11 protein-coding genes are annotated in these 14,471 nt (G+C 30.8%); 5 read left to right on the forward strand and 6 right to left on the reverse strand.

The features are described 5' to 3' along the window. The first annotated feature begins 135 nt into the window (after window positions 1-135). Both Q361_RS02140 and rpsA read left to right on the forward strand, forming a co-directional pair. On the forward strand, window positions 136-1,248 hold the full coding sequence (locus Q361_RS02140; RefSeq protein WP_103725060.1) for a T9SS type A sorting domain-containing protein: 1,113 nt from the start codon (window positions 136-138) through the stop codon (window positions 1,246-1,248). A 220-nt stretch (window positions 1,249-1,468) separates the two neighbouring features. Next, window positions 1,469-3,229: a 30S ribosomal protein S1 gene (gene rpsA, locus Q361_RS02145; RefSeq protein ID WP_103725061.1), complete on the forward strand. Its 1,761-nt coding sequence runs from the start codon at window positions 1,469-1,471 to the stop codon at window positions 3,227-3,229. 82 nt (window positions 3,230-3,311) lie between these two features. Here the strand turns inward: rpsA and Q361_RS02150 are convergent, their stop codons facing one another. After that, the gene (locus tag Q361_RS02150) at window positions 3,312-4,487 is read right to left on the reverse strand and encodes a M28 family peptidase (protein WP_103725062.1); all 1,176 of its coding nucleotides are present in this window, start codon (window positions 4,485-4,487) and stop codon (window positions 3,312-3,314) included. Window positions 4,488-4,741: 254 nt separating this feature from the next. Between Q361_RS02150 and Q361_RS02155 the strand changes: the two genes are divergently transcribed. Then, window positions 4,742-5,356, forward strand: a complete 615-nt coding sequence (locus tag Q361_RS02155; RefSeq protein ID WP_103725063.1) for a hypothetical protein — start codon at window positions 4,742-4,744, stop codon at window positions 5,354-5,356. A gap of 72 nt (window positions 5,357-5,428) precedes the next feature. Here the strand turns inward: Q361_RS02155 and Q361_RS02160 are convergent, their stop codons facing one another. The 4 genes from Q361_RS02160 to Q361_RS02175 are packed head-to-tail and all read right to left on the reverse strand — an operon-like array spanning window position 5,429 to window position 10,921. Beyond that, window positions 5,429-6,892, reverse strand: coding sequence for an oligosaccharide flippase family protein (locus Q361_RS02160; protein ID WP_103725064.1), 1,464 nt, complete (start codon window positions 6,890-6,892; stop codon window positions 5,429-5,431). A 6-nt stretch (window positions 6,893-6,898) separates the two neighbouring features. After that, entirely contained in the window at window positions 6,899-8,194 is a 1,296-nt protein-coding gene (locus Q361_RS02165) for a glycosyltransferase (protein ID WP_103725065.1), read from the reverse strand. Beyond that, window positions 8,187-10,640 carry a YfhO family protein gene (locus Q361_RS02170; RefSeq protein ID WP_103725066.1) on the reverse strand — a complete coding sequence of 818 codons (2,454 nt, stop codon included), beginning with the start codon at window positions 10,638-10,640 and terminating at the stop codon, window positions 8,187-8,189. The genes Q361_RS02165 and Q361_RS02170 overlap by 8 nt, the downstream gene beginning before the upstream one ends. Window positions 10,641-10,669: 29 nt before the next feature. Beyond that, window positions 10,670-10,921, reverse strand: a complete 252-nt coding sequence (locus Q361_RS02175) for a DUF4834 domain-containing protein (RefSeq protein WP_103725067.1) — start codon at window positions 10,919-10,921, stop codon at window positions 10,670-10,672. Between the two features lie 114 nt (window positions 10,922-11,035). Here Q361_RS02175 and Q361_RS02180 point away from each other — a divergent pair, with 114 nt between their 5' ends. Together Q361_RS02180 and Q361_RS02185 are read left to right on the forward strand one after the other, a co-directional pair. Beyond that, complete coding sequence (locus Q361_RS02180) at window positions 11,036-12,010, forward strand: transporter (protein ID WP_245874592.1); 975 nt, start codon at window positions 11,036-11,038, stop codon at window positions 12,008-12,010. A 4-nt stretch (window positions 12,011-12,014) separates the two neighbouring features. After that, the gene (locus Q361_RS02185) at window positions 12,015-13,133 is read left to right on the forward strand and encodes a GTP cyclohydrolase (RefSeq protein WP_103725069.1); all 1,119 of its coding nucleotides are present in this window, start codon (window positions 12,015-12,017) and stop codon (window positions 13,131-13,133) included. A gap of 54 nt (window positions 13,134-13,187) precedes the next feature. Here the strand turns inward: Q361_RS02185 and Q361_RS02190 are convergent, their stop codons facing one another. Further along, on the reverse strand, window positions 13,188-14,447 hold the full coding sequence (locus tag Q361_RS02190) for an aminotransferase class I/II-fold pyridoxal phosphate-dependent enzyme (protein WP_103725070.1): 1,260 nt from the start codon (window positions 14,445-14,447) through the stop codon (window positions 13,188-13,190). Between the last annotated feature and the right edge of the window lie 24 nt (window positions 14,448-14,471).

Here is a 14,471-nt window from a genome sequence, read left to right on the forward strand (position 1 = left end):
CAAAATCAAATTTTCAAGATTACATTTTATCGAATTTATAGGTACTTTATCTATTTTATTTGAATTTTCGTAAAACACTAAAAACTAGACAAATACTATTGTTTTGCTAAGTTTGTATCAGAATTACAGCAAAACATGAGAAAATATATTATCACGACTTTATTTATTACTATTGGCTTTATAGCAAAAGCACAAGAATATACATTTACAAACAATACATTGGTAAACGTTTTACTAAGTAGTGATACATCAAATGATATTGCACACGATGCGCAAGGAAATGCTATAAAAATTGATAGTAATAGTAATGGTAGAATCTCTGTAGCAGAAGCAAATAATGTATATGACTTGAATCTGAATCAACAAAATCTTACTTCAATTGAAGGTGTTGAATGTTTTCCAAATTTAGTAAGTGTTGATGTAAGCGAAAATGCTCTTACAAATATTAATATTTTAAATCAATTAACAAATTTAGAGGTAATTGCTTGTAATAATAATGCAATTACTTCGATCAATTTTACCAATTTATCACAACTTAGTTTATTATATTGCTACAACAATCAAATCACGACTTTAGAACTGTCTAATGCAACAAACCTAAACCACTTAGATTGTAGTTATAATTTACTAACTACTTTAAATGTTACCAATGCAAACTACCTAACCATATTAGATTGTAGCCATAATAATTTAACATCTTTAAACTTACATACGTTTAGTAACTTAAACAAACTATATTGTAACACAAATTCACTTTCAACTCTTGATGTTTCTTCACTATCAAATTTAACAACTTGTATAGCACATAGTAACAACCTAAGTTCTTTGTATTTAAAAAATGGTGTAGATTATTCATTATTAAATAGCCAAGGTTACAATTTTAAAGAAAACCCAAACATAAGCTACATTTGCGCAGACACATCAAAAATAGATGATTTAGCCTTGTATTTTAACATTCCTACATCTTATATAACTTCTAGTTGTGGTAATACAAATACAACTACCAATAGAAATAGTAATACAAATATGCTCGTGTTTCCAAACCCAACAAAAGGAGAATTAAATTTGGAAATTCCAGCTAATGAAAATATTGAAAAAATTACTATTTACAACCTTGCAGGACAACCTATTTACACAACTTACCAAGCTACAAATACTTTAAACATATCAAATATAAATGAAGGGATATACTTTGTAGAAGCAACCACAAATAGTAATAAGTATAACAAACAAGTTATTAAAAAATAATATTTCACCAACTATTTTGAGAAGCCTTAGATTTTTTCTAAGGCTTTTCTGTTTAAAAATCAGCAAAAAACATTGCAATTTAAAATTAAAGATGTAATTTTGCACACCTTTTGGCGAATATGGGTTTCCTCTAGGTATCAATTATTTAAGTAAAACAACTTCTGAATTTTTTTCGATAATAAACCCAGACAATTCAGAATACAAATTTAATACAATCAGCATGGCTGAATTAAACAAAGAACAACAGGATTTTTTAAATGGTTTTAACTGGCACAACTATGCAGAAGGAATTGATGCTGTTGATGAAAAAAACTTACAAGAATTTGAAGATTTAGTAGCAAAAACTTTCATCTCTACAGACAATGAAGAAGTTGTAGAAGGTGTAGTTGTAAGAATTACAGATAGAGACGCTATCGTTGATATCAATGCTAAATCAGAAGGTGTTATTTCGTTAAACGAATTTCGTTATAACCCACATTTAAAAGTAGGAGATAAAGTTGAAGTTTTAATCGACGTTCGCGAAGATAGAACAGGTCAATTGGTATTATCTCACAAAAAAGCAAGAACTATCAAATCTTGGGATAGAGTTATTGCTGCTCACGAAAGTGGCGAAATCGTTAATGGTTTTGTTAAATGTAGAACAAAAGGTGGTATGATTGTAGATGTTTTTGGCATTGAAGCATTCTTACCTGGTTCTCAAATTGATGTAAAACCAATTCGCGATTACGATGTTTATGTAAACAAAATGATGGAATTTAAAGTGGTAAAAATTAACCACGAATTTAAAAACGTTGTTGTTTCTCATAAAGCACTTATCGAAGCTGACATCGAAGTTCAGAAAAAAGAAATCATCGGTCAATTAGAAAAAGGACAAGTATTAGAAGGTGTTGTTAAAAACATTACTTCTTATGGTGTGTTTATCGATTTAGGTGGTGTTGATGGATTAATCCATATTACAGATCTTTCTTGGTCTAGAATTAACCACCCTAGCGAAGTATTGGAATTAGACCAAAAATTAAATGTTGTAATCCTTGATTTTGATGATGAAAAAACAAGAATTCAACTTGGTTTAAAACAATTAAACGCTCATCCTTGGGATGCCCTTTCTGCTGATTTGAAAGTAGGTGACAAAGTAAAAGGTAAAGTAGTTGTACTTGCTGATTACGGTGCATTTATTGAAGTTGCAGAAGGTGTTGAAGGCTTAATACACGTTTCTGAAATGTCTTGGTCTACACACTTAAGAAGTGCTCAAGATTTTATGAAAATTGGAGACGAAGTAGAAGCTGTTGTTTTAACACTTGATAGAGACGAAAGAAAAATGTCTTTAGGTATTAAACAACTTACTCAAGATCCTTGGACAGACATCACTTCTAAATATCCTGTAGGATCTACACATACTGGAATTGTAAGAAACTTTACAAACTTTGGTATATTTGTAGAACTTGAAGAAGGAATTGATGGTTTAGTATATATCTCTGACTTATCTTGGACTAAAAAAATCAAACATCCATCAGAATTTGTAAACATTGGAGACAAATTGGAAGTTGTAGTATTAGAACTTGATGTAGATGGAAGAAAACTTTCTCTTGGACACAAACAAACTACAGAAAACCCTTGGGATAAACACGAAGCTGCTTATGCTGTTGGAACTGTTCATAACGGTTCTATAACAGAATTAGTAGACAAAGGTGCTACTGTAGACTTTGGAGATGATGTTGTTGCTTTTGTACCAGCACGTCATTTGGAAAAAGAAGATGGTAAAAAACTTAAAAAAGGAGATGCTGCTGAATTCAAAGTAATTGAATTTAATAAAGAATTCAAAAGAGTAGTTGCTTCTCACACTGCTATCTTTAGAGAAGAAGAAGCTAAAGCAGTAAAGCAAGCTGAAGCTGTTGCAAGTTCTTCAAACGTTGAAAAATCAACTTTAGGTGATATCGATGCATTAGCAGAATTGAAAGCCAAAATGGAAAAAGGAGAATAATTTTAATATTATATTTCTTTAATACAAAAACCCCTGTTTTAAAAAAACAGGGGTTTATTTTTTAAAACTATTTTGTAAAACTTTATTCTTTAATGATTTTTTTTGACCCTAATAACTCCCCTTTTTCGTTATAAATACTCAAAAGATATAAACCCACAGGCAAATTTTCAACAGATACTAGAGCTTGGTTTAGCTTTTGAAGCGTAACTACATTACCCATAATATCTACTATTGTAATTGTAGCGTTTGAAAATAAACTAGCATCAGAATAATTAACTTTTAAAAAGTCTTTCACTGGATTGTTCTCAAGGGTAAATAAATCTTCTTTTGATTTAGAATCTATAGACAATGTAGTCGATGCCTTAGCAAAATGCAATGTAGCACCAATAGCGGCTTTGGCTACATTAAAATTATAAACAGGATCCATATTGATTAATAAATCTGTAGCAGTATGCTTGTGTGTGGTTTCATTAGTTTCAAAAAAACCTGTAATAATTTCGTTATTGGCTTGAAATGGCATATAATCTGAAGAATATGCGTAGGATAAAACAGGTGTTAAAGGCGAGTATAAAGATACACAGTTCATAAGTTCATTGGTAAATGTTGCAGATTGTGCATTATTTGTTGAAGGTGTATTGTTGGTATCTTTTTCGCAAGTAATTTGGTTGTTTGTAATACCTGCAACTCCCCCTACTTCATCTAAATTAAACACAATACGAATATTCATTTTTGGAGAGGTTCCGTTTACTATTTGGCTCACAAAATTTTGACTCCCGTAGAGTCCGTCTTCTTCTCCACTAAAATTAATAAATTTTATAGAATATTCTGTTGGTACACTTTGAAGTAATCGAGCTACTTCTAAAATAGAAACCACTCCGCTACCATTATCATTTGTACCAGTACCTCCTGTAGAATCATAATGCCCGCAAACAATTACATAAATGTTTGGATACAAAGTGCCTGTTTTGGTAACTATTAAATTTTTACAAGTATATCCAGAATAAGTATATGATTGCTCTTCTATTTGTGAAGTAGTATATCCAAAACTTATATATTTATTTTTAAGCCAATCGAGTGTATTTTGTAACGCCGTTGTTCCTTTTCGTTTTAACCCTAAACTTTCAAAAGTGGTCAAATTATTAGTAATATTTTGTTGTGAACACTGATTTACAATAGCACCATATACTGCTTGATATACTTGTGCTTGTGTAATTTCTGTAATAAACAATAATAAAACAAATACAACTATTCTTTTCATTTAATTAACTATTTTAAACAAAAGTACTATTATTTGATAACTAGTTATAATGTTTGTAATACAATTAAAAAAAATAAGCTTTTAAAAAACTAAATTTCAATCATTTACAATATTTTAACATTTATATAGGTGTTATTTTTATTTTTTTGGCACAACATTTGAAATATCATTAATATCAAAATTATTTTGATCGAAGAAGCCGAAAATCGAAAGAGTAAGCAAAACACCGATTACTCGGAAAAAATTGAATTATTATGAGAACAATTACTTTACTTACAGCTTTGAGCTTAATGAGCATGATGACTATCAAAGTAAATGCTCAATCTACTGTTGAAAGACACGAAACTAGATATAATGCTAATGAGCCATTCTCTTTTGTAGAAAGAGGTATAGAATTTTATGTTTTTCCAAATGGTGAATTTGATTTTAATACACGTCCGCAAGACAGTCAAACCAACACTACTTACTACTATAAAACAGCTGGAAAACGTAATCAAGAGCGTGCTTCTGTAAACTATGGAGTAGCTATAGAGCAAGATGCTTTTGGAAGAATTCGCAGAGTAGGAAATGTATTTATCAACTATGATACAAGAGATAGAGTAACTCGCATTGGATCTGTATTTATGAGATATGGTAGATATAATTTAGAAAAAATAGGGAATATGAGACTTATATACAACAGAAGAGGCGATTTAATTGATGTATTGGGAAGTATAAAAGGATACAATACAGGTTATGCTTACCAAAGTGCTAATCAATATGCTAGCTATAACAGTTACAATAACAATTATTATGGAAACAGCAATGATTACTACTACTATAAAGCCGATGGAACTCGTGCTAAAATAGAAGATAATGACAAAGAATAATTTGTGACATAATTATAAATTGGTTTAGTTTGTTTAAAAAAATCCTGCGGCGTACATACAAAGCAGGATTTTTTATGCTTTTATTTTATGCAAAACCATCGCCACTACTCTATTAAAATCTTCTGATATTTGTAACTTATAGTTTATAAAAACATAGAACAACGACACCAATATAGATTTTAAGATTATGTTTAATAATGCTGTAAATTTAAAATCCCAGAAAGAAAAACAAAGAAAAAGAAGTACAATAACAAGTACAGAAATTAAATTTTTAAGTGTGAAAGGAAATAAATTAAGCTTTTTTACAACAAAATAAAGTTTAATGCTATTGTAGATAAAAATAGTAAGTAAAGTAGCTAATGCTGAACCGTTTATACCATAAAGAGGTATAAGCAACCAATTGAGAAACAACATTAAAACTACAGTAAAAACACCTAATAAAATAACAGTTCTATAGTAATTTGTATTGGTTATAATATTGTTGTTGTTACCAACAATCAAATCAAAAAACTTAGAAATACCTATAAGAAACACTACATAAATTCCGCCTTGGTAGTTATCTGGAATTATCTTATAAATTTCATGAATATTTACAAAAAGTAACAACATGATAAGTCCGCCCGAAACTTGTAGTGTTATTGATGTTTTTTTATATAATTCATTCAGTTCAGTCCATTTTTTTTCGGCTACAAGCCTAGAAGTTATAGGTGCAACTATTTGAATCATCGCTCTACTAGGTACGCTTATTAGAGTAGCCATAAAAATTCCAACAGAATAAACAGCGTTATTCGTTACTTTCATCATCTTGTAAATCATCATTTTATCAAAATCTATAAGCATTACAGCAACGCCGCCAGAAACAATAATGAATAACGAATATGATACAATTTCACGAAAATTTTCTGGAAACTGAAATTGTAACTTTGGAAACTTAATTTTGAAAGCATACCACATCATCACAACCATTTGACAAAAATAGGCGAAAGCAATCGCGTAAATACATTGAAATTTTGTAAGAATATCAAAATGAACTCCTAATAAAAAAAGCATTACCAAAAAACGTACTAATACTTCATTAATTAAATTACCAATAACAGACTGTAAATGAACTTTTGCCCAAGCAAAAAACACCTCTGAATAGCCCATAAAAATGCCAATTACAGGAAATAAACCAATAAAAGGTCGCATTTCTGGGTTTTTATCTATCCCAAAAGTTACAATGTGATTGTAAAACAAAAAATACAAAAAAAATAGTGGAATGCTCATAAATAAAGGCCAAACAAGCATAAACGATAAAAAACGTTCTTTTTTTTCTTCTATTTTGTAAGAAGTAAAAAAACGAATTAATGTATTATGAGCACCAAATGCCATTATTGGCATTAAGATATTAGCCCCCGATAATAATGTATTAACAATACCATAATGTAATTTTCCTAAAAAATGGGTATAAAAAAACAAGGCATTAATAGCTCCTAAACCAAAACCTATAAATGTAATTATAGAATTTTTAATTGATTGATTTTGAACTATCCCCATACTATTTTAGTGATTTAACTTTTGTATTACTTCTATCAATTTTTCGGTTAGTTTTTTACGAGAATAGTATTGAAGTCCTACAGGAGATACTCTTAAATTTTGCTCCAAATAAGACGCATAATATTTCTTTATTTGAGTTTTTAACGCTTCTTTTTCATGGTACAAAAAGAAGGTTCCTGTATTGGTTTGTTTTAAAATGGTTTCAAAGTCAGAATCTTTAGGGCCAATAGCCAATATAGGTCTTTCAGATACCATATATTCAAACAATTTACCTGGTATAATACTTTTTGTTTCTTCAGAATTTATTTCAATCAATAACAATACTTGACTACTTCTTTGGGCTTCAACGGCAATTTTGTGAGATACATATCCTAAATTATTAACATAACTGCTAAGATTATACTTCTCTATACTTTGAAGTACCTCTGCACTTATAGCTCCAATTAATTTTAGTTCCAAATGAGTTGCAAAATCTCCATGCTCCACACACAATTCAGACAATGATTGCCAAAGTATTTCTGGATTTCTAGCTGATAAAAACGAACCTATGTGCGCCAACGAAAATTTGGTGTCTAAAGGCTTCTTTTCTACATTTTCTATATCATAACCATTCGTAATAACCTCTATTGGCTTTGTAGTAATACTTTCAAACTCTTTTTTGGTTGTTGGGCTAGTTACTAGTAAAGTATCTGCGGTTTGCATTACTTGTTTTTCTAGCTTTTTGTGTTTATGCTGTGCATATTTAGAAAGTTTCAATTCACTATGGTAGCCAATAGTTGTCCAAGGATCTCTAAAATCGGCTATCCAATGTATAGGCAAACTATTTTTTAAATGCAAACCTATAAGATGTAAACTATGAGGAGGCCCCGAAGTAATAATGGTTTCAATGCCGTGCTCTTCAATATATTTTTTTAAATATTTTACAGAAGGTTTTACCCAATATACTCTTGCATCGGGTATAAAAAAATTTCCGCGAACCCAAAGCATTACTTTTTGTAGTATATTTTGTTTTTTTTCGGGAGGAATAATTCCTGAACTTATTTTTTCGGTACTCTTTTTAGATAGAAAACCTGCAAGTTGATATGGTTCAAAAATTGGTTGTTTTAAAACCAACAGATTATTTGAAACCTCTTTTTCTAAATTAGTGTCTATAATAGGATATGTAGGGTTTTCGGGTACATATACAATAGGTTGTATATTAAAATCTGGTAAATATTTTACAAATTTCAACCAACGTTGTACACCCGGCCCACCAGCTGGAGGCCAGTAATAGGTAATGATGAGTAATTTGGAATTACGCATGTACCGTTTTTTTCTTATTAAAATTCAAATACAATGCTACAAAAAGCAATACAAACATAATAATAGAACTTATAAGTGCTATTGTACTACCTGTTTTTACTACTTCTGGATCAAAAACAAACTCTATAGTGTGTTTGCCTGCTGGAACTTGCAATCCTCTTAACGTATAATTTACTTTTAGTATAGGAACATTTTTGCCGTCAATAGTGGCTTTCCATCCGTCTTTATAATAAACCTCCGAAAAAACAGCAAAACCATCTTTGCTATTATTTGAAGCGTATTTTAATTTATTAGAAGCATATTTTACCAATTTTATAGTAGCCAAAGAATCTTTGTAAAACTTACTTGGCAAACCTACTTTTTCGCTTACCTCATTTTGAGTAATTGCCGTGTTTTTTGTATCTAGTTTCGATAACAATTGCATTTCTTCATCGGCAGAATTTACATGTTTTAGTTCTGAAACAAACCAAGCATTACCATTAGCTTGAGGATTTTGCACGGCAAAAGGTTGTCCTTTGTCATCTGTTTGTATTAAATATTTTACATTGAGCATATTTAATACTTGTCGGTTATTATTTTTAATTTGATAATCAAAAAGTTCTTGCATTCTTTTTGGTTTTACTGCACTATAACCACTTATTGATTTATGAAAATAAGATGCTCTTGGATTGCTCAAACTCTCTTCTACTTCAAATACTCTATAGTGTGTAGTATCTTGCAAAATTTGATTGTCTGCAGTAGTAGCTTCAAAAGGCATATCAACCTCTCTAGCCGATTTAAAATCTTGACTACTTACATAGTTTTTATCAATAAAAAATAAATCCAATACCATTAATAATCCTATGAAAATTACGGTTGTGGTTTGTGCCATTTTATTTTTAATAAACAACCAAAGCGATACAATGGCGAGTGTAATAAAAAATCCAGAACGCAACAAATCTGCAATATACATAGTGCGACGATCTTCTCGTAGTGCGTTAAGAAAATCGGGAGCAAACGATTTGTCTTCCATTTGCGAAAACATAATTTGCAATTGCTTGTCTATAGGTCCAGAAAAGTCAAACATTCCTTTTGCAAAAAACAAAATGACAAGTAGACCTAAACAGGTTAAAGCTGCTTTCTTTAAGCTATCCCATTGTTTTTCTGTATGTGTAGTAAAAAATGAATATAAACCCATAACAGCCATAGCTGGCATACATAATTCTAACAAAACTTGTATAGACGATACGGCTCTAAATTTATCATACATAGGCACATAATCTATAAAAAAGTCTGTAAGTATCGCGAAGTTTTTTCCCCAAGATAATAGTAATGAAAATACAGCTCCTGAAAAAAACACCCATTTTATTTTTCGCTTGTCATGATACATAGCAAGTACAAATAAAAAGAAAACTACTGCACCAATATAGGCTGGTGCCGCTACAATTGGCTGATTGCCCCAATATGTTTTACCATATCCTTCTGTATAAAAAGTAGCTTCTTCTGGAGAGGCTCCATAACTTTCTAAATATTTATACACACTAGAATTGTTTCCTAACTTTTCATTATTGCCACCACCAAATAATTTTGGAGCTATTAAATTTAAACTTTCGGCAATACCATAACTATATTCTGTAATATAACTTCTAGACAATGCCGAGTTGTCTTTTTTGGGTTTCCCTATTTCGTCTAGTTTTAGTTCGCTTTTACTTCTTGTACTAAATTCGGCGTACTCTTTGGTCGCCAATAAAGATGTGGCATTTACACCAAGAGCGACTATAAGTGCTACAAAAAAAGTAAGTGCTACTTTACCTAACTCTTTGTATTCTTTAGCTTTAATAAATTTATAGGCGTAAAATACACCCACAAAAAGCAGTAAAAACAATAAATAATACGTCATTTGAAAGTGATTGGCATTTAGCTCTAAAGCTGTGGCTAGAAGTGTAAGCAAGCCTCCTTTCCAATACTGTTTTTTAAAAACCAATAAAACACCTGCTACAACCAAAGGCATATAAGCAATAGCATGAGCTTTTGCATTATGCCCAACTCCCAATATTATAATCAAATAGGTAGAAAATCCAAATGCCAAAGCACCAAAAAAAGCTTTTAGTGGATCTATTTTTAATACCAATAGCATGATGTAGAAACTCACAAAATACAAAAACAAATAATCTGCCGGTCTTGGTAAAAACCGAATCATATCATCGATAGCGCCAATAACATCATTGGGGTATTTTGCACCCATTTGATAAGTAGGCATACCGCCAAATGCATTGTTTACCCAATAGGTTTCTTGCTTATTCTGAGTTCTAAAATCAGTAAGCTCTTTTGCCATACCTGTATACTGTACAATATCAGATTGGTAAATCTTTTTACCTTGTAAAACTGGATAAAAATAAAGTATTGAAACAATTATAAATCCAAATATAGCGGCTACATGAGGATATAGTTTATTAATTTTTTGCATTTTTGATGTATTAAAATTTAGGCAGAAATCTATTCTACTTCTTCAAAATCAATATATTCACCTACTTTTTTAGATTCACGAGGCTTTGTATTGGCAGTATTTTGAGAGTTATTATTTTGCTGATAGTTTTGTTGCTGTTGTTTTATATGTTCTTGAGCTTGTTCAAAAGCTTTTTTAGCCATTATAGGTAAAAATAGCTTCGCCAAAAACTTAAAAACATAATAAAAAACAATAATGTACAATATTGTTCTTACAACGCTAGGTAAAGATGCTTCTTGCATGAATTATTTTTTTTCAAAAGTAATAAAATATACTATTTTTTAAAGTATCGATATGCTAAATAATTGATAATATTAAATAGAATATCTAAATTTGAAAAATTAAAAAAATGAGCCATGAAATATTTCAACGTAGTCATGCTATTTTTATTGATGCCTTTTTGCACGATTATGGCTCAATATACTGATGTAATAAATTCGAATAGACCAGGTGAATCTATGGGTGCATTTGCCGTAGGAAAGACCGTAATACAACTAGAAGGTGGTTTAAGTTACATGAGCGAAAAACATAGTAAACTAGACTACAAAGCCAAAGGAATGGTAGGAGATTTTGCTATACGTTATGGCTTTTTGTTTGAAGAAATGGAATTTATTACCAACATTAAGTACCAGCAAGATACTTATACCGACGCTAGCGATATACAAGAAAGCCGACATGGTGTTCGCAATTGTTCTCTTGGAATAAAATATTTAGTATACGATCCTTTTAAATATGCCGATAACAAACCTAATTTATATAGTTGGAAAGCAAATCATTCTTTCAAATGGAAAAGTTTAATACCTGCTGTTTCTGTTTTTGTAGCTGGTAATTTAAACTTTGATAATTCGTATATAAACAATACGACCAAACTCAATAAAGTAACACCAAAAGCAATAATATGTACACAAAATATGTTTGCAGGCGGATATGTTTTTGTTACGAATATTTTTTTAGACAAAATCACTTCAGATTATCAAAATTATGGTTATGTACTAACACTCACAAAAGGTTTTAACGATAAATGGTCTGGATTTGTAGAAAACAAAGCGGTTGTGGGAGATTACTATTCTGATGGTTTATTTACATTGGGAGCTGCATATTTATTTACAAAAGATTTTCAAATTGATGCTTCTTTTACACATAATATAAAAACTACACCTACATTTAACTATTTTGGAATTGGATTATCTTGGAGAAGTGACAAAAATTACAAAGAAGTAAAATTGATTACCAACGAATCCAAAATGGATAAAAAAGTGCGTGACAAAAAAGAAAAAAGCGATAAAAAATCTAAAAAACGTCGCGATGCTGTAGACGATAAATCCAATTAAAAAAATGATAACAATTGTAGAAGCCGTAACGCGAACACAACTTAAAGAATTTGTAAAATTTCCATTTTCATTATATAAAAACAATCCATACTGGGTACCACCTATTATTGCCGAAGAATTAGAATCGTTTAATAAGGCCACTAATCCCGCATTTTTATCTTCGGAAGCCTATTTTTATCTAGCATATAGAAACAACAAAATTGTTGGACGAGTTGTTGCCATCATTAATTGGGACGAGGTAAACATCTTGAAAAAAAGCAAGGTACGTTTTGGTTGGTTTGAAACTATAGATGATATTGAAGTAACCAAAGCCTTATTAGACAAAGTGTTTGAATTAGGTAAAAAACACAATTTGGAGCATGCAGAAGGCCCTATGGGATTTTCTAATTTAGACAAAGTAGGCATACTTACCGAAGGTTTTGAAGAACTTGGAAACATGATAACGTGGTATAGCCCTAAATACTATGTTGAACATTTTGAACAATTAGGATTCGTTGTAGAAAAAAAATACATTGAAAGTGAATTCTCTTTTAAAAATGTAAAAATAGAGCCTTACGTAAGAGCTTCAAAAATGATAAAAGAACGTTACAAACTCAAAGTTCTTACGTTTAAAAAATCGGAAGATATTATGCCTCATGTAGATAAAATGTTTGATTTATTTAATGATGCTTATGCTAAGCTACAATCGTTTGTAGCGATAAACGACATACAAAAAGAATATTTTAAAAAGAAGTACATTAGTTTTATAAACCCAGAGTATATAATTTTTATTGAAGATGAACATCAAAAAATGATCGCTTTTGCCATAGTAATGCCCAACTTTGCACAAGCACTTCAAAAAATAAAGGGCAAACTATTCCCATTTGGCTTTTTTCATTTATTGCAAGCTAGAAAAAAGTCTAAAGAGGCTGTTTTTTATCTAATAGGCATTACAGAAGAATATCAGAGTAAAGGAGTTACTGCTGCGATTTTTGAGGAGTATCACCGTGTATTTTCAGAAAAAGGTATAGACAAATGTATCCGTACTCCCGAGCTAGAAGATAATATTGCTATTCATAATTTGTGGAAAAATTTTAATCCAAGAATTACTAAAAAGAGATGTACATATAAAAAGTTTTTATAAAACAAAAGGGTTGCTATGTAGCAACCCTTTGTTTTATAATCTAGTTAAAATTTATTAAGAAACATCTACTGTAGTTTCTTGAGCAATTTTTTTATAGGTACCATTTACTAATTTTTCACGAATAGCTTCAAAGGCTGCCAACGTTTCATTAATATCATCTTGAGTATGAGATGCTGTAGGAATCATTCGCAATAAAATGATTCCTTTTGGAATAACAGGATATACTACAATCGATAAAAATATACCATAATTTTCACGTAAATCGTTTACCATCACCATAGCCTCTGGAATAGAACCTTCAAGATAAACAGGTGTAATACAAGTGTTGGTATCACCAATATTAAATCCTCTTTGTTTTAATCCATTTTGCAATGAATTTACATTTTCCCAAAGCTTATCTTTTATTGCCGAAGAATCTCTTAACAATTGTAATCTTTTTAAAGAACCAATCGTTTGAATCATTGGAAGTGCTTTGGCAAACATTTGCGAACGCAAATTGTATTTTAAATAATCAATAATATCTTTGTCGGCAGCAACAAAAGCACCAATATTTGCCATAGATTTTGCAAAAGTAGAAAAGTATACATCAATACCATCTTGACAACCTTGCTCCTCGCCTGCTCCTGCACCTGTTTTACCCAGAGTTCCAAAACCATGAGCATCATCTACTAGCAAACGGAAATTATATTTTTCTTTTAAAGCTACAATTTCTTTTAGCTTACCTTGTTGTCCACGCATACCAAATACGCCTTCGGTAATAAATAGTATACCACCTCCTGTTTCGGTTGCCATTTTGGTTGCACGCTGAAGGTTTTTTTCGATACTTTCTAAATCGTTATGTTTGTAGGTAAAACGTTTACCCATGTGCAATCGTACACCATCTATAATACACGCATGAGAATCTACATCATACACAATAATATCATTTTTGCTTACCAATGCATCTATAATAGACACCATACCTTGATACCCAAAGTTTAATAAATAAGCAGCTTCTTTGTGTACAAATGCAGCCAATTCGTTTTCTAGTTGTTCATGAAACGTAGTATGACCACTCATCATACGAGCTCCCATAGGGTAAGCCGCTCCGTATTGAGCAGCAGCATCAGCATCGGCTTGGCGTACTTCTGGATGATTGGCTAAACCTAAATAATCATTTATACTCCAGTTTAATATTTTTTTTCCATGAAAAGTCATTCTCGGACCAAGTTCTCCTTCTAGTTTAGGAAAAACGTAATATCCTTCGGCTTGAGATGCCCATTTTCCTAGTGGGCCTTTATTTTGTTGAATTCTTTCAAATAAATCTTTTACCATAATCAAATTTGGTTTTTAAAAACG

The sequence above is a fragment of the Flavobacterium croceum DSM 17960 genome (genome assembly GCF_002917885.1).
GTDB lineage: Bacteria > Bacteroidota > Bacteroidia > Flavobacteriales > Flavobacteriaceae > Flavobacterium > Flavobacterium croceum.